General features: G+C 67.2%; 24 protein-coding genes. 7 read left to right on the top strand and 17 right to left on the bottom strand.

Annotated elements, in window-relative coordinates; all coding sequences use genetic code 11:
- Positions 1-31: 31 nt before the first annotated feature.
- Positions 32-1,402 (bottom strand): iron-containing alcohol dehydrogenase, encoded by a 1,371-nt coding sequence (locus AC1D1S_RS01205; protein ID WP_476993540.1) that lies wholly within the window; start codon positions 1,400-1,402, stop codon positions 32-34.
- Complete coding sequence (locus AC1D1S_RS01210; protein WP_476993541.1) at positions 1,386-2,888, bottom strand: xylulokinase; 1,503 nt, start codon at positions 2,886-2,888, stop codon at positions 1,386-1,388. The genes AC1D1S_RS01205 and AC1D1S_RS01210 overlap by 17 nt, the downstream gene beginning before the upstream one ends.
- 417 nt (positions 2,889-3,305) lie before the next feature.
- Here AC1D1S_RS01210 and AC1D1S_RS01215 point away from each other — a divergent pair, with 417 nt between their 5' ends.
- Positions 3,306-4,823 carry a CYTH and CHAD domain-containing protein gene (locus AC1D1S_RS01215; RefSeq protein WP_476993542.1) on the top strand — a complete coding sequence of 506 codons (1,518 nt, stop codon included), beginning with the start codon at positions 3,306-3,308 and terminating at the stop codon, positions 4,821-4,823.
- A gap of 23 nt (positions 4,824-4,846) precedes the next feature.
- Here AC1D1S_RS01215 and AC1D1S_RS01220 read toward each other — a convergent pair whose 3' ends face one another.
- Positions 4,847-5,596, bottom strand: a complete 750-nt coding sequence (locus AC1D1S_RS01220) for a phosphotransferase enzyme family protein (RefSeq protein ID WP_243178217.1) — start codon at positions 5,594-5,596, stop codon at positions 4,847-4,849.
- Positions 5,597-5,762: 166 nt separating this feature from the next.
- On the opposite strand from AC1D1S_RS01220, the gene AC1D1S_RS01225 reads away from it, so the two are divergent.
- The gene (locus AC1D1S_RS01225) at positions 5,763-6,701 is read left to right on the top strand and encodes a 5'-3' exonuclease (RefSeq protein WP_243178218.1); all 939 of its coding nucleotides are present in this window, start codon (positions 5,763-5,765) and stop codon (positions 6,699-6,701) included.
- An 80-nt stretch (positions 6,702-6,781) separates the two neighbouring features.
- Here AC1D1S_RS01225 and AC1D1S_RS01230 read toward each other — a convergent pair whose 3' ends face one another.
- The 12 genes from AC1D1S_RS01230 to AC1D1S_RS01285 form a co-directional block, all read right to left on the bottom strand.
- Positions 6,782-6,958, bottom strand: coding sequence for a CsbD family protein (locus AC1D1S_RS01230; RefSeq protein ID WP_243178219.1), 177 nt, complete (start codon positions 6,956-6,958; stop codon positions 6,782-6,784).
- Positions 6,959-7,192: 234 nt separating this feature from the next.
- On the bottom strand, positions 7,193-7,798 hold the full coding sequence (locus AC1D1S_RS01235; RefSeq protein WP_243178220.1) for a PadR family transcriptional regulator: 606 nt from the start codon (positions 7,796-7,798) through the stop codon (positions 7,193-7,195).
- 153 nt (positions 7,799-7,951) lie between these two features.
- On the bottom strand, positions 7,952-8,605 hold the full coding sequence (locus tag AC1D1S_RS01240) for an alpha/beta fold hydrolase (RefSeq protein WP_476993543.1): 654 nt from the start codon (positions 8,603-8,605) through the stop codon (positions 7,952-7,954).
- An 18-nt stretch (positions 8,606-8,623) separates the two neighbouring features.
- Entirely contained in the window at positions 8,624-8,866 is a 243-nt protein-coding gene (locus AC1D1S_RS01245; RefSeq protein WP_476993544.1) for a hypothetical protein, read from the bottom strand.
- 114 nt (positions 8,867-8,980) lie between these two features.
- The gene (locus tag AC1D1S_RS01250) at positions 8,981-10,057 is read right to left on the bottom strand and encodes a cation diffusion facilitator family transporter (RefSeq protein ID WP_476993545.1); all 1,077 of its coding nucleotides are present in this window, start codon (positions 10,055-10,057) and stop codon (positions 8,981-8,983) included.
- Positions 10,054-10,431 (bottom strand): ArsR/SmtB family transcription factor, encoded by a 378-nt coding sequence (locus tag AC1D1S_RS01255; protein WP_243178223.1) that lies wholly within the window; start codon positions 10,429-10,431, stop codon positions 10,054-10,056. Before AC1D1S_RS01255 ends, AC1D1S_RS01250 begins: the two co-directional genes overlap by 4 nt.
- 69 nt (positions 10,432-10,500) lie before the next feature.
- A complete protein-coding gene (locus AC1D1S_RS01260; RefSeq protein ID WP_476993546.1) occupies positions 10,501-11,043 on the bottom strand; it encodes a DinB family protein in 543 nt (180 codons plus the stop codon).
- Positions 11,044-11,124: 81 nt separating this feature from the next.
- Entirely contained in the window at positions 11,125-12,342 is a 1,218-nt protein-coding gene (locus tag AC1D1S_RS01265; protein ID WP_476993547.1) for an MFS transporter, read from the bottom strand.
- Between the two features lie 3 nt (positions 12,343-12,345).
- Entirely contained in the window at positions 12,346-12,768 is a 423-nt protein-coding gene (locus AC1D1S_RS01270) for an arsenate-mycothiol transferase ArsC (RefSeq protein ID WP_243178226.1), read from the bottom strand.
- Positions 12,765-14,195, bottom strand: coding sequence for an FAD-dependent oxidoreductase (locus tag AC1D1S_RS01275; protein WP_476993548.1), 1,431 nt, complete (start codon positions 14,193-14,195; stop codon positions 12,765-12,767). The genes AC1D1S_RS01270 and AC1D1S_RS01275 overlap by 4 nt, the downstream gene beginning before the upstream one ends.
- Positions 14,196-14,390: 195 nt before the next feature.
- Positions 14,391-14,813 carry an arsenate reductase ArsC gene (locus tag AC1D1S_RS01280; RefSeq protein ID WP_028278157.1) on the bottom strand — a complete coding sequence of 141 codons (423 nt, stop codon included), beginning with the start codon at positions 14,811-14,813 and terminating at the stop codon, positions 14,391-14,393.
- Between the two features lie 163 nt (positions 14,814-14,976).
- Complete coding sequence (locus tag AC1D1S_RS01285; RefSeq protein WP_476993549.1) at positions 14,977-15,651, bottom strand: arsenate reductase/protein-tyrosine-phosphatase family protein; 675 nt, start codon at positions 15,649-15,651, stop codon at positions 14,977-14,979.
- A gap of 45 nt (positions 15,652-15,696) precedes the next feature.
- On the opposite strand from AC1D1S_RS01285, the gene AC1D1S_RS01290 reads away from it, so the two are divergent.
- The 3 genes from AC1D1S_RS01290 to AC1D1S_RS01300 all read left to right on the top strand — a co-directional run bounded on the left by AC1D1S_RS01290 (position 15,697) and on the right by AC1D1S_RS01300 (position 17,424).
- Positions 15,697-16,437, top strand: coding sequence for an aquaporin (locus AC1D1S_RS01290; RefSeq protein ID WP_243178230.1), 741 nt, complete (start codon positions 15,697-15,699; stop codon positions 16,435-16,437).
- A gap of 118 nt (positions 16,438-16,555) precedes the next feature.
- Positions 16,556-16,906: an ArsR/SmtB family transcription factor gene (locus AC1D1S_RS01295; protein WP_243178231.1), complete on the top strand. Its 351-nt coding sequence runs from the start codon at positions 16,556-16,558 to the stop codon at positions 16,904-16,906.
- Between the two features lie 32 nt (positions 16,907-16,938).
- Positions 16,939-17,424, top strand: coding sequence for a GNAT family N-acetyltransferase (locus AC1D1S_RS01300; RefSeq protein WP_043436934.1), 486 nt, complete (start codon positions 16,939-16,941; stop codon positions 17,422-17,424).
- Here the strand turns inward: AC1D1S_RS01300 and AC1D1S_RS01305 are convergent.
- Positions 17,421-18,038: a MerR family transcriptional regulator gene (locus AC1D1S_RS01305; RefSeq protein ID WP_476993550.1), complete on the bottom strand. Its 618-nt coding sequence runs from the start codon at positions 18,036-18,038 to the stop codon at positions 17,421-17,423. The two genes, AC1D1S_RS01300 and AC1D1S_RS01305, sit on opposite strands and share 4 nt — an antisense overlap.
- A 71-nt stretch (positions 18,039-18,109) precedes the next feature.
- On the opposite strand from AC1D1S_RS01305, the gene AC1D1S_RS01310 reads away from it, so the two are divergent.
- Positions 18,110-18,586, top strand: a complete 477-nt coding sequence (locus AC1D1S_RS01310; RefSeq protein WP_243178233.1) for a DUF4188 domain-containing protein — start codon at positions 18,110-18,112, stop codon at positions 18,584-18,586.
- A 33-nt stretch (positions 18,587-18,619) separates the two neighbouring features.
- Here AC1D1S_RS01310 and AC1D1S_RS01315 read toward each other — a convergent pair whose 3' ends face one another.
- Positions 18,620-19,333, bottom strand: coding sequence for a TetR/AcrR family transcriptional regulator C-terminal domain-containing protein (locus tag AC1D1S_RS01315; RefSeq protein WP_476993551.1), 714 nt, complete (start codon positions 19,331-19,333; stop codon positions 18,620-18,622).
- 274 nt (positions 19,334-19,607) lie between these two features.
- On the opposite strand from AC1D1S_RS01315, the gene AC1D1S_RS01320 reads away from it, so the two are divergent.
- Positions 19,608-19,865 (top strand): hypothetical protein, encoded by a 258-nt coding sequence (locus AC1D1S_RS01320; protein WP_243178235.1) that lies wholly within the window; start codon positions 19,608-19,610, stop codon positions 19,863-19,865.
- Positions 19,866-20,000 lie beyond the last annotated feature (135 nt).

Here is a 20,000-nt window from a genome sequence, read left to right on the forward strand (position 1 = left end):
AATTGGTTTCGCGTGCGGTGAGGCCCGGCTTTTACAGTCCGGCGCCGATCCGTTCCGCTTCGGCGAGGGCGGCCAGGACGTCGGTCTTCGTCCACGCTCCGGTGAGGTAGGCGAGGTCGGCGATGTTGAAGCGGTTGCGCATGAGGTGGCAGTTCGTGAGCGCCCAGATGACGTCGTCTTCCTTGCTGGGGTTTTCCAGTTCGGAGAAACGGGTGGGCGCGCCGGCGGCGCGGAGCGCCGCGACGATTGCTTCCGGTTCGCCCAGCAGGCCCGAGAGCACCTCGGCGTGCGCCGGCCAGGTTGCGGCGGCGTCGCGGATTTTGGCGCCGGCGTCGACGGTACGGAGGTGTTCGAGTTTCTTGGAGTAGTCGGACCAGCACTCGTTGCTCGTGGAGCCGGCCTCGTCCATCCAGTCGAAGGCCTCCCGGACGGTGCGTTCGGCGTCGTCCGGCTCGGGGAGCCGGACGGTGCCGAGGCTTCCGGTGCGGAGCTTCTCGTTCATGTTCCGCCAGAGGATCGCGACGACGACGGTCGCGACGCCGACCTGGGCGCCGTGGTGGGCGGTTGCGGTGCCGCGGGCGGTGTTGGCCATGTCCAGCAGGTGGCTGATGACGTGTTCCATGCCGGAGGACGGGGAGGTTTGTCCCGCGACGCCCATCGAAATGCCCGACAAGGTCACGAACTTGGCCAGCGTCGACAAGGACTCCGGGTCGGAGGTCCCCACGCCGGGGGCAAGGCCCAGGAGTTCGGCGCCGTGGCGGCGGGTCATGGTCGCGGCCTCGGCGGAGTAGCCGCGGTCCATCTCGACGAGGGAGGACAGGTACCAGTCCGCGGGGGCGGTGAACATCGAGATCATGTCGCCGAGTCCGGAGCGGTTCAGCAGTGCCGGCGCCCCTTCCAGGACGTTGCTGTCGACCACGAGTGCGCTGGGCCAGCCGGAGTGGGCGGTGCGCTTGACGCCGTTGATCAGCAGCACGGACTGGTCATCGGCGAAGCCGTTGACGGAGGCGGCGCTTTGCACGACGACGTGCGGCCGGGTCCCGGCGGCGACCTTGCCGATGTCGCACAGGGTGCCGGAGCCGATGGTGACGATGACGTCCGCGCCGGCACAGCCGGCGGTCGTAGCGCTCACGGTGGTCTCGTCGGCGTGGACGTGGCCCGGGAGGGCCACGGTGGTGACCGTGCCGAGGGTTTCCAGGAGGGCCGTGACGGCGGGCTTGAGGTAGGTACCCGAGCCGGTGGTGTAGACGTCCTCGTCGGTCAGGACGGCGATGCTGTTATGGGCCGGGAGGGCGGCGACGATGTCGTGGACGGAGTCCAGCACGTCGGCGCCGATGACGACCTGGTCGAGGCCGACCAGGGGGTGGGAGAGGTAGCGGTCGAGGTCAGACGAGAGCGTCATGGCGTGTCACTTTCTGCGGGATGGATTCGACGGCGTCGAAGAGGGAGCGGTAGTCCTGGTAGGCCATTTCAAGGGCCTCGGCATGGGCAGGGTCGGGGTCGATACTGACCGGGTCGAGTTCGACCACGGCATCGACGGCGGATTCGAGGCTGGCGAAGGTGCCGGCGGCGACGGCGGCGAGCAGTGCCCCGCCGGTGGCGCTGGTCTCCTCGGTGAGCACCTTCTGGATCGGGGTATTGCAGAGCGTGGCCTTCGCCGAGAGCCACAGCGCGGAGCGGGCCCCGCCGCCGACGACGCGGACCGACTGGGCCAGGCCCATCGCATCAATCCGGTCGTAGATGTCACGGAACGCGAAGCAGTTCGCCTCGATGATCGCCCGGGCCATGTCGGTGGAGTCGTGGTTCATCGACAGCCCGGCGAACGTCCCGCGCAGGGAGTCGTTCCACCGGGGCGCCATGGAGCCGGTCAGTGCCGGGATGAAGCGGACCCCGCGGGCGCCGGGCTCCGAGCGGGCGGCGCGGTCGAAGAACTCCTGCTGGCTGACGCCGAGGACGTTCTGGGCAAACCACAGCGTGTTGCCGCCCGAGACGAAGCCGGGGTTCTCGATCAGGTAGGTGCCGTCCACGGCGTGCGCGTGGGTCTCGACGAGTTTGGTCTCGTCGAAGACCGGGACGGCGCTGGAGACGCCGACCGGTTCGGCCGTGCCGAGGATATCGACGACCACCCCGGGCCGGACCCCGCCGGCGCCCAGGCATGCGGCGTGGTCATCGCCGGTGCTGACCACAACGGCGCAGCCCGTGGTCAGCCCCAGCGCCGCAGCCGCCTCCGCGGTCAGGGTCCCGGCGACGTCGGTGGCGCGGCCGATCTCCGGAAGCTTGGCCCGGTCCAGCCCGGCGGCGTCGATGAGTTCATCGCTCCAGTCCCGGGTCACTACGTCATAGAGCAGCGAGGACGAGGAATTCGCGTGGTCCTGGATCGAACGGCCGGTCATCCATGCGACAGCGTAGCCCCCGACCGAGGGCAGCGACGCGGCCCGCCGGTACACCTCGGGCTCGTTGTCGGCCAGCCACATCAGCTTTGGTCCGGTGTGGCTGGCGTCCAGGTTCAGCCCCGTCCGGGCGAACAGCCAGTCCGGATCGATCGCGTTCCCGAGCCGGGCAACCTGCTCGGTGGCGCGCCGGTCCAGCCAGATAATGGCCGGCCGCAGCGGACGCATGTCGGCGTCCACCGGCACGACGCCGTCCACCTGGCTCGAGAGCCCGATATGGGTCACCTCGGCCGGCTTCACGCCGGTCCGGGCCAGCACGGCCCGGACGCTGGAGGCAATCCCGTGCCGGTAGTGCGCCGGATCCTGCTCTGCCCAGCCGCTGTGCGGGTGCGCCATCGCATACCCGCTGCTTGCGGTCGCGACGATCACGCCCTMCGGCGACATCAGTACCGCCTTCGCGCTCTGCGAGCCAAGATCACAGCCAATTACATATCCCAATGAAATACTCCTTTGTATCCCAGTGGCCTTCCCCCGAAGCCATCACCATCTGCGTAAGTCGTCAGACGTCTAATAACTAGATTACGGGTGCGGCTCCCGGCCGTCAACCCCCGCCGATGTCCTTCCGGCACGAGCACCCMCGTCGAGGTCCCCGGCCTCACTGGCGTCACGAGCCGCTGGCCCTGGGTGAAGCCGCCACGGACGTTGTCAAGGGCCGGCCGCGGTCTGGTCGCCGATTGGCGCAGAGCCTAGAATCGGGCTAGGCGCACCGGGCCAAGGCACCGGCCGGACACGCCCGCCGGAGATCACGTCCATGTTCCAGCGGTGCCGATAGGGGAGGCCCGCCATGGCGTTCATCAACAGGCCCAACAGTTCGCTGCCGCGGGAGCGCGCGTCCGGTGGGGAGTCCTGACCGCCATGGGCACCACGGGAAAACTTGAAACGGAACAAAAGTACGACGCCGGGACCTCTGCGGCGCTGCCGGATCTGCAGGAAATCGAAGGTGTGGACCACGTCGCGGAGCCTGTGACTGATCAGCTTGAGGCTGTGTACTTCGATACCCCGGCCCTGGTCCTCGCGGCACGGCGCATTACCCTTCGGCGCCGCACGGGCGGGGCGGACGAGGGCTGGCACCTCAAGCTTCCCGCCGGGGCCGACCAACGGGAGGAGATCCATGCGCCGCTGGGGCAGCCGGAGACCGTTCCGGAAGAACTGTCCGACCATCTGCAGGTCCTCATCCGGGGCGACGAACTCGAGCCCGTCGCCCGGCTCAGTACGCGGCGCACCACCTACCGGCTATACGGGCCGGGCGGTGAGCATTTGGCCGACTTCGCCGACGACCACGTTCATGCCGAGGCCCTGCGGCCGCCGGGGCCGGCCGTCGACTGGCGTGAATGGGAGCTCGAACTCGTCCACGGCACAGCGGAGCTCTTTGAGGCTGCCGCCGCAACTCTGACGTCTACCGGAGCCGGCCACTCCGCTTATCCTTCCAAGATCGCCCGTGCCCTGGGCGATGCCTGGCCGGCCGAGTTCAGTCCCCGGACTCCAAAACCCCGGAAGAAGGGACCGGCAGTCGACGTCGTGACCGCCTATTTAGACGCGCGGATTGGTGACTTCATCGCCAATGATCCGGGTGTGCGGATGGGCACACCGGATTCCGTCCACAAGATGCGGTCCGCGACCCGCCGGGCGCGCTCCGCCCTGGCCACGTACCGCAAACTCTTCAACCGCTCAGCGGTGCGGGAACTCCAGGCTGAACTGAAGTGGCTGGGCCAGATCCTGGGCCCGGCCCGCGATGCCGAAGTCATGCTGGAGCGGCTTCGCCAGCACATCCTGGAGCTCCCGGAAGAACAGAGGTCCGGCCTCTTGGCCCAGATGATCGATCAGGAGCTGGTCGCAGCCCACGACGCGGGCTACAGAAACGTCCTGGAGACCCTCCGGACCGGCCGCTACTTCCGTCTCCTGGGCTCCCTGGAGGACTTCCGGGACAACCCGCCTGCCAAGCCACGCGCCTTCCGGCCCGCGCGCAGCGTGACGGCCAAGCTGGTCAACAAAGCCGCGAAGCGGGTGGAGCGTGCCCGGAAGGCCGTCAAAGGCTCGGCCGACAGGGCCGCGCGCGACACAGCGCTGCACGAGGTCCGAAAAGACGCCAAGCGCCTCCGCCACGCGGGTGAGTCGGTCCTGGAGATCCACGGCAAGCGCGCCGCCAAACTCACCAAAGCGGCCGGACGGCTCCAGACAGTACTCGGCGACCATCAGGACAGCGTCATGGCGACCGACCTCCTGCGCAGACTCGCGGCCACCCCGGACCGGCCCGCCGATGCCGACCTCGGCTTCGAGGGTTTGCTGGAGATGGAAGAACGCATTGCCCGGAAGACGGAGAACAAAGCCCGCAAGGCAGGGAAGAAGCTTCGCCGCTTGCGGCTGCGACCCTGATCCTGGACGCGTCGAGCGTCGGGTTAATGGCCGGACAGGCTGCCGGCCATTGCGGAAACTCTGCCGCGATCCCTGCGGTACATGGCGGAGTGCTCGAGGAAATCCTCCCGTCCGGTGGCCGCAGCGCGGCCGTCCGTCAGCTCTGCCAGTTCGTCCAGCCTGGCCGCGAGGGTTTGGAACACTTGCACGTGTCCGAAGCTGACACCGTACGCGTCAATGAGGGCATCCAGGCGGGACAGCCGCTGCTGCTCTTCGGGAGCCCCGGGGCCGCCGTTTTCCCCCAGCGGCACGAGCCGGTACGCGAGGTAGGCAAAGTCCCAGATTCGTGGTCCCGGCGAGGCCGTGTCGAAGTCGATGAGCGCGGTTAGCCGCCCATCGGCAAACACCATGTTGTACGGCGCGGCGTCGTTGTGGCACACGACTTCTGCGGGTTGGTGAGTGGGCAGTTGCCACGAGAGATCCGCCCGGGCCAGTCCGACGCTGGCGTCGTGAATGCGGCGGAGCAGGGCTCCGGCGTCGCGCAGAACGGAAGGATCCCAAATCCAGTCGGGCAACGGGTATTGTGCTGCATCGCCGTCGATGAAGCTGAGGACCTCGCGGCCATGGTCGTCCATGCCCAGTGCCTGGGGGACCTCAGTGACGCCAGCATGCCGAAGGGCTTCGAGGAGCGAATGGACGGCCGGCGTCCACGGCCCCGCGGTCCGGCGCACCGTTCGGCCGACCCGCGTGACGAGAGTCGAATTACCTCCGGTCAGAACTTCTTCTTCGTCCATCCGCCCAAATCTACCCCCGTCGACCTTTGCCCAGGACCGGGGGAGCGGAAGACCCGTCCGGTCTCCAACGGCCTGGACGGTGGCGTCGACTGCGTCACTTTGTGCCCCTCCGAAGTTGGACCGTGACGTTCCACCGCCAGCGGGCGCATCCGTGTCAGGATCAGTCATGACCGACCGCCTGATGCTCCTCGACACCGCGTCGCTGTACTTTCGCGCGTTCTACGGCGTGCCCGACACGATCCGCCGCGCCGACGGCACCCCGGTGAACGCTGTTCGCGGGCTGCTCGACATGATCGCACGGCTCACCACCGACTACGGTGCGACGCATCTCGTCGCGTGCTGGGACGACGATTGGCGCCCGCAGTGGCGGGTAGACCTCATCCCGAGCTACAAATCGCATCGGGTCGCCGAGGAGGTGGCAGGCGCCCCCGATGTGGAGGTGGTGCCGGACGCGCTCGAGGCGCAGATTCCGATGATCCGCCGCGTGCTCGAGCTCGCCGGAATCGCCGTCGTCGGGGCTGCCGACCACGAGGCCGACGACGTCATCGGCACCTACGCCAGCCACGCCGACCTTCCGGTCGACGTGGTGACGGGCGACCGCGACCTCTTCCAGATTGTCGACGACGCCCGTCAGGTGCGGGTGGTCTACACCGCGCGCGGCATGAGGAACCTCGAAGTCCTGACCGACGCCGACGTCGTCGGCAAGTACCGTGTGCTGCCCATGCAGTATGCCGACTACGCGACCCTGCGCGGCGACACCTCCGACGGGCTGCCAGGCGTCGCCGGCATCGGCGAGAAGACTGCCGCGTCGCTGCTCGGTGAGTACGGCACGCTCGATGCGCTGCTCGCGGCTGCCGCGGATGCAGGGAGCGGGCTGTCCACCGCAGTGCGGTCGAAACTCGCCGCGGCGGCGGATTACCTCACGGTCGCGCCCACCGTCGTGAAGATCGTGAGGGACCTGGAACTGCCGACGCTCGAGGAGGCCGGCGCGCGGCTGCACCCTGTCTCCGGCGGTTCGCGGGCCGAGCTTGAGCGTCTCGCCACAGAATGGAACCTCGGCGGTTCGGTCGGCCGGCTCCTTGAGGCATTCGACCTGCGTCGTTAGGGAAGTCCCCGGGGCGTGTGGGCAAATGCCGGGGCGGAGGTGCGATCCGGACCGCACCTCCGCCCGCCGGCGGCCTGTTTTCAGTGTTTCTTGAAGGCGTCCTTGACCTTTTCGCCGGCCTGCTTCAGGTCTGCCTTGACCTGATGGCTTTTGCCCTCGGCCTTCATCTTGTCGTCGCCGGTGGCTTTGCCGGCCGCCTCTTTGCCTTTGCCGTGGAGTTTCTCGGCGGCATTGTGGATCTTGTCACCCAGGCCCATGATGAACCTCCTTAGTTATGTCGCCCCCGCGACGTGAATGCCATGGAGGCCACACTTAATTGTAGGGACGGAACCGTGGAAAGCGGGGGCCATTTGGTGCGGTCCGGGCCATTCCCGGCTCCGGGACAACAATCCAGGTCAGGCGGTCACGTTCCAGAATACAAATGCCGCCAGCCGGAGTATTCGGGCAGGGACCATTGGCAGCGGTGGCAGTGCGCCGGCAGAGCGGCGGTGTTAGTCGGCAAGAATGCGGTAGAGCGCGCGGCGGGTGTCATCGATTACCGTCATTGCGGCATTGCGTTGTTCCTCGGTTGCCGAGAAGCGGAATTGGTGGATGACTCCCATGAGTTTTCCGACGCTTTGGTGGAACGCCGGCCCGGATCCCTCCGGGTCGGTGTTCCAGGCGTTCCCCAGCTCCTCGGCGTGATCGGCCACGTAGGCCTTGCCCGCATCGGTGAGGGTGAACTCGGTGCGCCGGCCATCACCTACGGGCGCAATGAGCTCTTCATCAACGAGCTGCTGGAGCGTCGGGTAGACGGACCCCGGGCTCGGACGCCAGGCGCCCGAGGTTTTTTCCGCAATGGTCTTGATCAGCCCGTAGCCGTTGGACGGTGATTCGGCCAAGAGGGAGAGAATCGCCGAACGAACATCGCCCCTGCTGGCCCGCCGCGACCCGCCGGGGCCAAAACCCGGTCCGAAGCCCGGTCCGAAGCCCGGTCCAAACCCGCGGCCCGGGCCGAAACCACCGTGTCCGTGGGGTCCGCGGCGGCTCCTGCCGCGCCCGAAACGTGCCTGGGCGGGTCCGCCGTCCGTGAATTTGTCGTCATGCATGCCTTTCATAGCGGCATCGACCTTTCTCAATCAGTTGTGATCAATGATGGTCGCCGATTGTTCGGCGATAATTAACGATATATCGGTGAGTATCGGCGGTCAAGAGTCGATTTACCCCGGCATCCGCTGACTCGCGGACGCTGCCAGCCGCTGCCGTACAGGTCACGGATACAGCAGGTCATCGAGCAGCCGTTGCACATGCTCCGGCCGCTCGATGTTCGCGAAGTGGCCGCAATGCGGGAGTGTCACCGTCTGGACGCGTGGGATTATCTCGGCCAGTCGGAGCAGGTCAGAGGGTGGTGTGAACACATCGCTGTCCCCGCGGATCGCCAGCACCGGACACAGAATGCCCCGCCACAGGCCAAAATTGTAGTGCGCCGCGGCCCGGGCTGCCGCGGAGAAACAGGCCGGCCGGGCGTCCTCGCCAAGCCCTCGAAGCACCCCCGCGGAGATGGATGCGGGTTCTGCAAAAAACGGGAACAACAGCGGCCGCATCACGGCGGTGGACCCGATTGCACGGACCAGCGCGGGCCCTGCCGGGCCGAGGGCTGCCGCGGCGCGCATGGCCAGCAGCATGCCCAGAAACATCGGGAACCGGAACAGGCTGCGCAGTGGCTTGTCGGCCGCTTCGGACACGCCGAAGGTGGTCGCCGAAATCGCGGTCACGCTGGCGGTCCGCCCGGGCCACGCCGCGGCGATGTGCAATGCCAGGAAGCCTCCCATGGAGTGGCCCACCAGGTTCCACCGCCGGTAGCCGAGCGAGGTCAAAGTACCGGTGACGGCGCGTGCCATCGCTTCGATGCTCAAATTCGCCATCCGGGCGTCCTGAGTGGACTAGCCCCAGCCCGGCAGGTCTATCAGCACCCGGTCATGTGCCGCTGCCGGGTGAAGAAGCTCCCGGAAGGACGTCCAGGAGCCCGCGGCGCCGTGGAGGTAGACATCCGCCGTCCCGGATACGGCGTGCGGGCCCCCGGTGCCTTCCTGGACATGCACCGTGCAGGGGCCCAGCTCCGTGGCAAGGGTGCGCCGCCGCAGCGTGGCAGCCCCCGTACTTGCGGTTTCCTGCTGAACACCCATGGTCACCTTCTGTTCGTGGTCTTTGAAGGTGATTCGGAGCGGCGGGGGTGCAGGACCGGACGCGAGGCTCGAGGCGGTGGAGGCCGGTGCGGATCAGGGCCTCCGAGGGCGCCGTTATCCGCGGCTCGGGGGAGGCGGTGGTCCGGCCGTCGCGGCCGGGCCGAACGTGGGGACTGTTGTCACGGAGCCCACGTTCGGGAGTGCGTGGCGGGTGGCGTGGTCGATTTCGTCGTGGATTGTGGCAAGTTCGCCCACGTCGGTGATCGTGGTCAGGGGGATGGAGACCTCGACGTGAAGCCGGTGGCCGGACCAGCGCAGCCGGGATGTTGCGCCCGCGGGGGCGTGGGCAGTGACAACCGCCGCCAGGCGTTCCGTAAGGTTCGGGTCCACGCCGTCCATCAGCCTGCGCCCGATGTCGCGAATGGTTCCCCAGAGGAGCACGGCGATGGCTGCGGAGATGAGCAGGCCCACGATCGGATCTGCAAGCGGAAATCCGAGCCATATGCCGATGACTCCGGCGACGACGGCCAGCGAGGTGAAGCCGTCGGTGCGGGCATGAATACCATCGGCGACGAGCGCGGCGGACCCGATCCGCCGTCCCACRCGGATCCTGTAGATCGCGACTAGTTCGTTGCCGGCAAAGCCCACGAGCCCGGCGGCGAGCACCCAGCCCAGGTTCTGGACGGGTTGGGGTTCAAAGAAACGCCGGATGGATTCGACGGCGGCCACCACGGCGGAGAGCGCGATCATCGCCACGATGAACAGCCCTGCGAGGTCCTCGGCGCGGCCGAATCCGTAGGTGTACGTCCGGGTCGCGCGGCGGCGTCCGAGCAGAAAGGCGATCCACAGCGGAACGGCGGTCAGGGCATCGGAAAAATTGTGGACCGTGTCCGCCAGCAGTGCCACGGAGCCGCTGATGAGGACGATGACCAGCTGGAACAGCGACGTGGCCCCCAGTCCGAGCAGGGAGACCTTGACGGCGCGAATGCCTTGGGAACTTGTCTCCAGGACGGAGTCGATTGAGTCGGCCGAGTCATGGGAGTGGGGCACGAAGAGCTCCTGCAGCCAGCCCTTGAACCCGGTCGCATGGACATGGCCGTGCGGGCCGTGGTCGTGGTGATGGGCGTCGTCGTTAGCATGTCCGTGCGGGTGCGGGTGGACATCGTGGCCGGGATGCATTGGCCGGTTCATGCGCCGGCCTCCCTTGTGAGGCTGTGCGGGGCTGTGCTGTGATGCGGGGCCGTGCCGAGGGTGTGTTCGGCCTGGTGGATGGCGTCGGCCACGAGCTGCCAGGCGTGCCCGTCCTGCAGGCGGTAGTAGACCTTAGTGCCTTCCTGGCGGGTGGCGACCATGCGCGCCAGCCGCATCTTGGCCAAATGCTGGGAGACCGCGGCCGCCGATTTCCCGGCCTTTTCGGCCAGTACGTTGACGGGCAGTTCACCGTGGCGCAGGGCCAGGATGAGCCTGACCCGGGTGGCGTCAGCCAGCATGGCAAACACCTCCACGGCCAGCTCGACGTACTGGCTGTCCGCGGTGAGCGTGCAAGCCTTGTTATCTGCATTCATACGCAGATACTTACATATAACCACGCTCCACTCAAGACGGCCGACTCAACGGGATACCGTTAGTGGCCATCAGGACGATTCCGGTGCGTCCGGATTCCGAAGGCTCAGCTGCTTGGCGTGGAAGTCGAAATGAAGCGTGGGGTAGGCGTAGACATCGTTGAGTGTCATCAGCGGCGTGAAGAAGGGGTCCCACCTGTCAGGAAACGGCATTGACCTGGCAAGGGACTGCGGGTTCTCGTGTTCGAGCCGGCGGGAGAGCGCGGCGATGGTTCTATCCAGTTTCCGGCTCATCCTGCGCCTGTTGTAGACGCGGGCGGCGGCCCGGGAACCCCAGTAGTTCACCACATCAAAAGGACCGGTGCCCGCGTTGAGGACAGCAGCGAATGCCCGGCCCGCCGGGCGGGGGAGCCGGCTGACGACGTGGACCAGCGGAAGCAGGGCGCGGACCACCATGTAGCCGAAGACCATGTGGAAGAGCAGTTCCTCGTTGGTCCAGCGGGTGCCCGTACTTTTGCGGCCGAGGTCATTGGGCGCCGCGTCCTGCAGCAGGGCGTCGAGGTGGCGGCGGGCGCGGCTGTACCCGGCCAGGATTTCGTCCATCGTCGGCTCCACAATGTGCCCTTCGCCGTCTCACGCCTTCAGTCGTGCCCTTATTATGTCCCGTGTCTATCAGCCTCAGGGGCAGCGGGTCTCTTAGCTGGTTCTGGAGGGCCTGAGCTGCCGCACGCCTCCGGCAGCGGCGAGAATGGCGGCCGTGGCGGCTGCAGCGGTCATGGCGTACGCCATGACCGTGTATGTCCCGAGCCAGGCGGCCAGCACGGGTCCCGCCGCCGGGGCGACGGCCGTGACAGCTGTGAGCGGTGCCGCGAACAGTCCCTGCAAAGTGCCAAGATTCTGGGTTCCCCAGCGGTCAGCCATGATGGTGGCCTGCAGCAGTGTCTGGCACCCGCGGACCGCGCCGGCGAGCATACCCGCCGCGATCAGCGCCGGCATCGGGCCGGGCAGTGCCGCGAGCAGGAAGACGGCGCAGGCCGCCGTGCCGGCGATGACCTGCAGCCGGGCGCCGGACGGGATGGCTGCGAACAGCAGCCGGCCGCCGACCTGACCGGCGCCCACAAGACCGAGCCCGAGCGCGGCCGTGGCATAGTCGGCGCCTTTCTCTACGAGCAGCGGAATGATGTTCAGCGTCACGGTGTAGAGCCCGAGGCAGAGCAGGACCATCAGCGCCTGCAGACCCAGGAATTCCGGGCTTCGCCGCACGGCCCGCACCATCACCTGGTGGTCCGGGGCCGGGATTCCGGGGGCAGCCGGGGCCCAGTTCCGGTTCAGGTACCGGGCGTGCAGCGGCACAGAGATGATTCCCATGATCCCGGCGAGGATGAGGAAGGCGCCGCGCCAGCCGAACGCGGATATCAGGGCTGCGGTGAGCGGGGCGAAAATGGTGGATGCGAACCCGGCGACAAGGGTCAGGACGGTCAGGGGCCGTACCCGGGCGCGTCCGTACCAGCGGCTAATCACCGTGAAGGCCGGCTGGTACAGCACCGTGGCCTGCGCGGTCCCGGCGACGAGCCAGGCCGCAAAGAACGCCGGCAGATTAGGGGCCAGTCCCACCGCGACCAGGGCCAGCACTCCGAGCAGGGATCCGCCGATCATCAGCGCACGCGGCCCGGTCCTGTCCAGCCTCCTGCCGACGGCGATCCCGGCCGCAGCGGAGACCAGCAGGCCGGCGGAAAAGGCTCCCGTCACTAGCGCCGGGTCCCAGCCGGTGTCCTCGCTGATGGGCCGGACCGCCGCGATCAACGAGTAGTAGAGCACGCCCCACCCGGTCGTCTGGGTGATACACAGCGCGGCCAGGCCGCCGCGCGGTGCACCCTCCGCGACCACTGTCCGGGACAACGCCGGGGCGGGCATGGCCTAGTCCCCGGTCAGCTCCGCATGCAGTTTCCGGACCCGGGCCTTGATGTCGTCCCGGACCAGGCGCATGCGTTCCATGCCTTCGATGCCGCGTTCGGAGGGCTCGTCCGTATCCCAGAACTCGAGCCGCTGGCCCTCGCGGGGCTCGACCTTAGCCTGGTTGCCCAAGACGATGACGACGTCGGCCGTGTCCAGGGCCTCGTCGGTGACGGGCTTGGGGTATTCGCCGGTGATGCCGATGCCGAGTTCATTCAGAGACTCCACGGCCTGGGGGTTCAGCGACTGACCGGGCTTGGTCCCGGCGGAGTGCACCGTGACGCTCCCATCGGCGAGATGGTTCATCAAACCTGCGGCGAGCTGGGACTTTCCGCCATTCTTGCTGCAGACGAACAGGACGCTGGGCGTTTTCGTGGTCTCGGTCATGCGTTTGATTCTTCCTTCTCTGGGCTGGGTTCGTGGAGCAGTGATACTGCCGGTTGATCTTCGCCGGAGCGTCCGTGGGACAGTCCGGTGGGGAAGCCGACGAGCACCGGCTCGGGAGCGGCGCAGCACGAGGACTCTGATGCGACGGCGACGGCCGCCGGAACGTCGCAGCTGCTGCCAGCGTCGGAGGAGCAGACACCGGTTTCGGGGAGTTCGAGCTGGACGGTGTCCGCGGCCTCGCGGTCGCCGGCCAGGGCGGCGGCGACGGAGCGGACCTGTTCGTAGCCGGTGGCGAGCAGGAAGGTTGGCGCACGGCCGTAGGACTTCATGCCGACGATGTAGAAGTCCTTGTCCGGGTGGGCCAGGAGCTTGGCGCCGTGCGGTGCAACAGTGCCGCAGGAGTGGAACTCCGGGTCGATGAGCGGGCCGAGCTCCACGGGTGCTTCGACGGCCGGGTCAAGGTTCAGGCGGAGCTCACGCAGGATGTCCAGGTCCGGGCGGAAGCCCGTGCAGGGGACGACGACGTCGGCCTCGAGGGTGCGTCCGTCAACGGATTCCACAGTCACGCCGGAATCCAAGGCTTTGAGGGAAGCAATGCCGAAGCCGGTATGCAGTTCGATGGTCCCGGCCTCGACGAGGCGGCGCAGGCGGGCACCGAGCTGGCCGCGTGCGGGCAGCCCGTCGGCGTCGCCGCCGCCGTAGACTTTCTCGGCGGACGCGCCGCGGACCGCCCAGAGGATCCGGGTGCCCGGTTCGTCCTTGGCCAGGTCCGCGAGACTGATCAGGGTGTTGGCGGCGGAGTGGCCGGCGCCGACGACCAGGACACGGCGTCCGGCGAAAGCGCCACGGTCACGGCCCGTGACGTCAGGGAGCGGCGAGGAGATCCGGTCTGCGGCGGAGTCCTCGCCGATGGCGGGAAGCCCGGAGGTCCCCAGCGGGTTGCGGGTGGACCAGGTACCGGAGGCGTCAATGACCCCGGCCACGGTGTGGTCGCGGGTTTCCCCGTCCTGGTGCTCGACGCGGACGACGAACGGTGTGATCTCGCGGTTACGGGTGTGGGTCTTGTCCATGCCTGTGCGGGTGACGGCGATGGCTCTGGCGCCGGTCTGCAGCCGGGAGCTGATGGCCGGGAGCGCGGCCAGCGGGGCCAGGTACCGATCGATGAGTTCCCCGCCGCAGGGCAGCGCGGTGGGCCGGGGCGCCTCCCAGCCGGCGGCTCCGAGCAGGCGAACGGCGGCGGCATCGATGTTGAACCGCCACGGGGAGAACAGCCGGATGTGGCGCCACTGCTCGATCGCGGCGCCGGCGGAGGGGCCGGCTTCGAAGATCAGCGGTTCGAGTCCGCGTTCGATCAGGTGGGCCGCGGCGGCCAGGCCCACGGGGCCGGCGCCGATCACGGCAACGGGAAGGTTCTTCGCTGAATCCATTGGTGTCCTCTTTCATCCGTTGTGGTGTTGCGGTTGTTTTCGGTTGGCCCTGCCGGCCGGGGTTGGGCCGGCAGGCGCCGGGGTTGGGTTAGCAGCAGTCCTGATCCTCGTCGTCGCAGCATCCGTCGCTGCAGCATCCGGTGTTCATTCAGCTCACCCCCTCTCCGTCCTCTGTCAGACGTGTGGTGCTGCCCCTTACTTGGCGGCAGGGGTCAGGGACTCGATCAGGTCCTCGATGCGGCCCTTGATCTCGTCGCGGATCGGGCGTACGGCTTCCACACCCTGGCCTGCCGGATCCTCCAGGACCCAGTCTTCGTAGCGCTTGCCGGGGAAGTAGGGGCATTCGTCGCCGCAGCCCATCGTGATCACGACGTCGGATTCCTGCACGGCCTCGGTGGTGAGGATCTTGGGGATTTCGGCGGACATGTCGATGCCGAGTTCGGCCATGGCCTCGACCGCGGCCGGGTTGACCTTGTCGGCGGGCTGGGAGCCGGCGGAACGGACCTCGATCCGCCCCTCACCGAGGGTGGTCAGGAAGGCTGCGGCCATCTGGGAACGGCCGGCGTTGTGGACGCAAACGAACAGGACGGACGGCTTCTTTGCGGTTTCGGTGCTCACGGGGTTTCTCCTGGAATCAATGAGGTGAGTGGGCGATACAGTCTGGAGTCTTGCGCCCGGCTTGAACCTCTCAACCGAACATTGATGATGATCGATATAGAGAGTATCGGGCTATAGATTGATGAATGTCAATATTGGCTGTCGGTGGATTTCTGCGACGGACCTAGACGGCGGTTACGCGGGGTGCAAGGTCATTGATGCGGCGGGTGATGTCGTTGAACGCCATGTCGAAAGCTTCTTTGGTGCCCGGGCGCAGCGGGTCCGGCACGGACCAGTGGATTCCACCCAGTCCGGGCAGTTCCTCGTGGGCCTTGTCGCAGACGGTCACGATGAAGTCGCCCTGGTCTGCCACCTGGATCAGGGTGCGCGGGGGAAGGTCCGCAAGGTCCAGGCCATGACGGCGGGCGACGTCGATAGCGCCTTGGGCGATGCGGTCTGCGGGGTGCGTTCCCGCCGACGTCGAGGGAATTTCACTGACCTGCTGCCAGAGAGCGGCGGCCAGCTGGGACCTGGCGCTGTTCCGTGTGCAGACAAACAGGACGCGGCTCGCCCCGTGTTCGGCCCCCGGCACCAGGCCCTCCAGGGCGCCGGCAGCAAGCCGGATATAGCTGCGGCGCCTGTCGGCTTCGGAGCGGTGCCGGGTTGCCAGCCCGGCATCTTCCAGCGTGCGCAGATGGTGGGACAGCAGATTCGACGGCATCCCCAGCTCGGCCTGCAGCTCCGTCGGGGAGAAGTCCCCGAGGGTCAGCAGATCAACGATGCGCAGCCGCGCAGGATCGCCGAGGGCTGCGTGCTTGGCTACCCGCACCCGAAAGCCTTCTGCTGCCTCAATATTCATTGGTTCAATTTTGACTGACGTAGTTCTTTGGATCAAGCTGTTGCCATGACTTCCAACCAGCCGCCGCTGTGGCGCCGCGCCATCGCCGAACTGCTCGGTACCAGCCTGCTCGTGGCCATCGTCGTCGGCTCCGGGATCGCCGCGCAGCAGCTCTCACCCAGTGACGTTGGCCTGCAGCTGCTGCAGAACAGCACCGCCACAGTGCTGGGCCTGACGGTGCTGATCCTGATGCTCGGGCCTGTGAGCGGCGCGCATTTCAACCCCGTGGTCTCCCTCGCCGACTGGATCCTGGGCCGACGCGCCGGTACCGGCTTGACCCTGCCGGAGCTGGGCACCTATGTGGTTGCCCAGACCGTGGGTGCGGTCAGCGGCAGTATGGTCGCGAACGCCATGTTTGAGGTGGGCACCTCCATCTCGTCCAAGGAGCGCGCAACGCCGGGGCATCTCCTGGGTGAAGTTGTCGCCACTGCGGGGCTGGTCCTGCTGATCTTCGCCTTGGCTGCCACCTCCCGCGGCGTCCTTGCCGCGCCGGCGGTGGGCGCCTACATCGGAGCCGCGTACTGGTTCACGTCCTCGACCTCGTTCGCGAATCCGGCAGTGACGGTGGGCCGCATCTTCAGCGACACCTTCGCCGGCATCGCACCGGCCTCAGTTCCCGGCTACGTTCTGGCGCAGCTGATCGGCGCAGCAATAGGAATTGGCCTTCTCCTCATCCTGTTCCCCTCCGCGGCCCGCACCGCGGACGGCGTCGTCCTGGCGCACAGTGCCGAAACCGCCCGCTCCTAGCCTTGGCCGGCGGCCGAACAATGCCGCCCCCACCCAAAACAGATCTGCGCCAGGTCGCCCGACCCGAGCTCTTGCGCCCATACATTGATGTCTATCAATATCAGGGCATAATGGGTACATGAAATTGTTGCCTGTACTCGAGCCGGCCACGGATGAATCCTGCTGCACCCCGGCAGGGCCCCCTGCCCTGGGTCCCGAGGAAGCCCAGCAGAGGGCCCTGGTTTTCAAGGCGCTGGCCGACCCGAACCGGCTCCGGCTGCTCTCCATCGTCAAGGCCGGCGAGTCAGGGGAGGCATGCGTCTGCGACCTCACCGAGCCGCTGGACCTGGGCCAGCCCACGGTCTCCCACCACCTGAAGGTCCTGGTCGAGGCCGGGCTGCTGCACCGTGAAAAGCGCGGCACGTGGGCCTACTACTCCCTGGTGCCCGGGGCGCTCGAGCAGACGGCCGGGCTCCTGGCGACGCTGTGACCGCGCAACAGTCCGCGGTGACGATCCGCTCCATGCGCGAGGACGACTGGCCGGCCGTCCGGGGAATCTACCGTGAAGGAATCGCCACCGGCCACGCCACCTTTGAGGCGGAAGTGCCGGACTGGGAACGCTTCACCAGTTCCCGGCTTCCCGCGCACCGCCTCGTCGCCGAGGCTCCCGAGGGCGGGATCCTTGGCTGGGCGGCTGTCTCCGCGGTGTCGGCGCGGCCCGTTTATGCCGGCGTGGTCGAACACTCCGTCTACGTCGCCGCGGAAGCCCGCGGCAAGGGAGTCGGGGCCGCGCTGCTTCAGGCCTTGGCCGCATCGACCGAACGGTGCGGGATCTGGACGATCCAGGCCAGTGTCTTCCCCGAAAACGAAGCAAGCCTGAAGCTCCACCTCGCGAACGGATTTGCCGTCGTCGGCCGGCGGAACCGCATTGCCCGCATGAGCTACGGCCCCAGCGAGGGGCAATGGCGGGATACGGTGCTGATCGAGCGGCGCTCCCCGGTCGTCTAGGACTCCGCCTCGCCAAACCGCTGGAAGGATGCGCTTTGCTGGGCAAGCCGGCGCATGGCCAGGAGTACCGGTTCCATCAGGAGTGTCCCAAGAACCACGTGCCTCATGGCGGCCTCGGCCGAATCCGTGGGGACACTTTCGACGTCGGCCGCCGCGATGTCCCGCATTGCCGCGGCGTAGCGGTCCAAGAGTGCGGCCGGCGCATCGAACCCGGCATCTGAGAGCCCGTGCAGGGCGTCCACCAGGGCGGCCTGAGCATCGCGGTCGCATGTCTCTGCGCCCCATCCCCAGCGGTCCAGGAGCCGCTGTGCCGGGGAGAGATCGACGTCGTCCGGTGCGGTCCGAGTGACCGCGTGGTGCGCAATTCCGAGCAGGTCGTGGCCTGACTCCGGCGGGTTCTCCAGGCCAAGCAGTACCTGGCGGGTGGCGCTGATGCTGAGCCCGGCGGTCCCAATGAGTGCCCGGATGAGCTTCAGCCGCCGAACATGCGAGTCGTCGTAGCGGGCCTGCGTCGCGGACGTCAGCACGCCCTCATGAAGCAATTTCTCCCGAAGGTAGTACTTGATGGTGGCCACCGGAATCTCAGTAGCAGCGGCCAGCTGTGAGATGCGCAAAGTTTCTCCTTGACTTGGATAGTCGCACTCGCCAATATTGGGGAGTAGCGGTATCCAGTTAGGAGAAAAGTATGGCACGCATCAATGCTGGGCGTTTCGCTCACCGCCATTCCGGTGATTTGGTGGTCTTCCTCATCGGCATGCGCATCAACAGGCCCTGGCGTCCGGATCTCTGGCTGCCGGTGTTCCTTGCGATGCCCCGGATGCTGACCGAACTCTTCCGGGAGCCGGGTTCCGGGCTCCTTGGTTGCCGGTTTGCCCTCGGAGCCGGCGGGCCGGTCATTGTGCAGTACTGGGACTCGGTGGACAAGCTGTATGCCTACGCCAGCGCGCCCCAGTCCGAGCACAGACCCGCCTGGGCTGCCTTCAACCGCCAGGCAAGGAAGGCCCCAAAAGCTGTCGGCATCTGGCATGAGACCTTCCAGGTAAGCAGGGCCGAGAGCATGTATGTCTCTATGCCTACCGAAGGTCTCGCGCAGGCCACAGAGCTTCTGCCCGTGGGGCCCGGAAGGCATCAGGCCAAGGACCGGCTGTCCAGCCCGGGCTGAGATGGCCGGTGCCTTTCCAGGGGAAATTCCGGATCAGGGTTCGGTCGGGGAGTCCGGCAGCGGGAGGCGCGCCGCGAGCCCCGAGAGCAGGATGGTTATCCCCTCATCCAGTTCGGCCATCCCGTCGTAGTCGGCGAGGACCGGGGCGAGGGCGCGGAGTCGGGGGAAGTCTTTCGGCGGCAGGCGGTGCAGGCCCAGCCGGAGAAGGGCCTCGTTTTCCTCGGGGTCGACGACGAATTCCTGCAGTTCGTTGAGGATGTGCCCGTAGAGGTATCCGTAGTAGGCGCGGTAGACGTGCAATGCGTCAACGGGGGCGAATCCGGCGTCGATCAGCAGGGACAGGATCTGCTCCAGCGGACGCAATGTTCCCAGCGGCCGCAGGCCCAGGGGCGTGGACAGGGGGCGGGTCACGAGGAGGGGCACGACGTTGGGGTGCCGGAGCGCCAGGAGCCGCAGCTCGTGGGCAATGCGCCGGAGCTGCGACTGCCAGTCGGGATCATCGGGAATGATGGCCAGTTCATCCAGCACGAGTTCTGAGACGCCGTCCAGCAGGGCTGCGCGGTTGGCGGCGTAGCGGTACAGGCTCATGGGGTCCCGGCCGAGCTCCTGCCCGAGCCTGCGCATGGTGAGGGCGTCGAGTCCTTCGGCGTCCACCAGTGCCAGTGCCGTCGACAGGACAATCTCCCGGCTGAGGCGAGCTTTCTTGCCGGGAGCCGCAGGGGGCGCCGGGTGCTCTTCGGGCGACATGGTTTTCCGTTCGGGTCGATACAGAGTGGGTGCATTTCCGGGATGAAAAGCCGGTTGCTTAATGTGTAGTCTACGCCTACAGTCTACATTGTAGAGAAGTTGCATTGGCTGGTTTCCGCAGGATGTGGACCGCCAGCCCAGTAACGCTTTATCCCCGGATCTGCGGTGACGCAGCAGTGCGGGATCTTGCTTCATCGCCCCGTGCATGGCCTTGACGCTCAGCTGCTGTAGCCACACGGCGGCACAAAATGCACCGCGAAGAAACGAGCCACTCATGGCAACTTCCCAATACGACCAATTCCTGCAGGAAGCCACCACCCGGGACCCTGCATCCGACCACGCCCTGGGCCGGGACTGCCTTTACGGGCTCTACACCAGCTGGTGCTTCCTGCGCCAGACCGCGCCCCGCACCGAAGATGCCTTCTGGGCGGCAATGAAAGAAAAGCAGATCCATCCCAAGCGCAACGGCCTCCGCATGAAAGGACCAGCCGCGGCGGACTACATCCTGGCCAGCTACCCCGGCCTGGTCTGACCCGGATGACAATCACGTCCAGCACGTACTTGCCCCGGGATGCCCACCAGCCCCGAGGGCGCCGGCCTTGGTGTGCGACATGTGAGACCGACCGGCACCTGCTCCTGGACTCTGTCGCCACCTTGAATCCGCAGC

This window comes from Arthrobacter sp. P1_A5 (assembly GCF_056406825.1).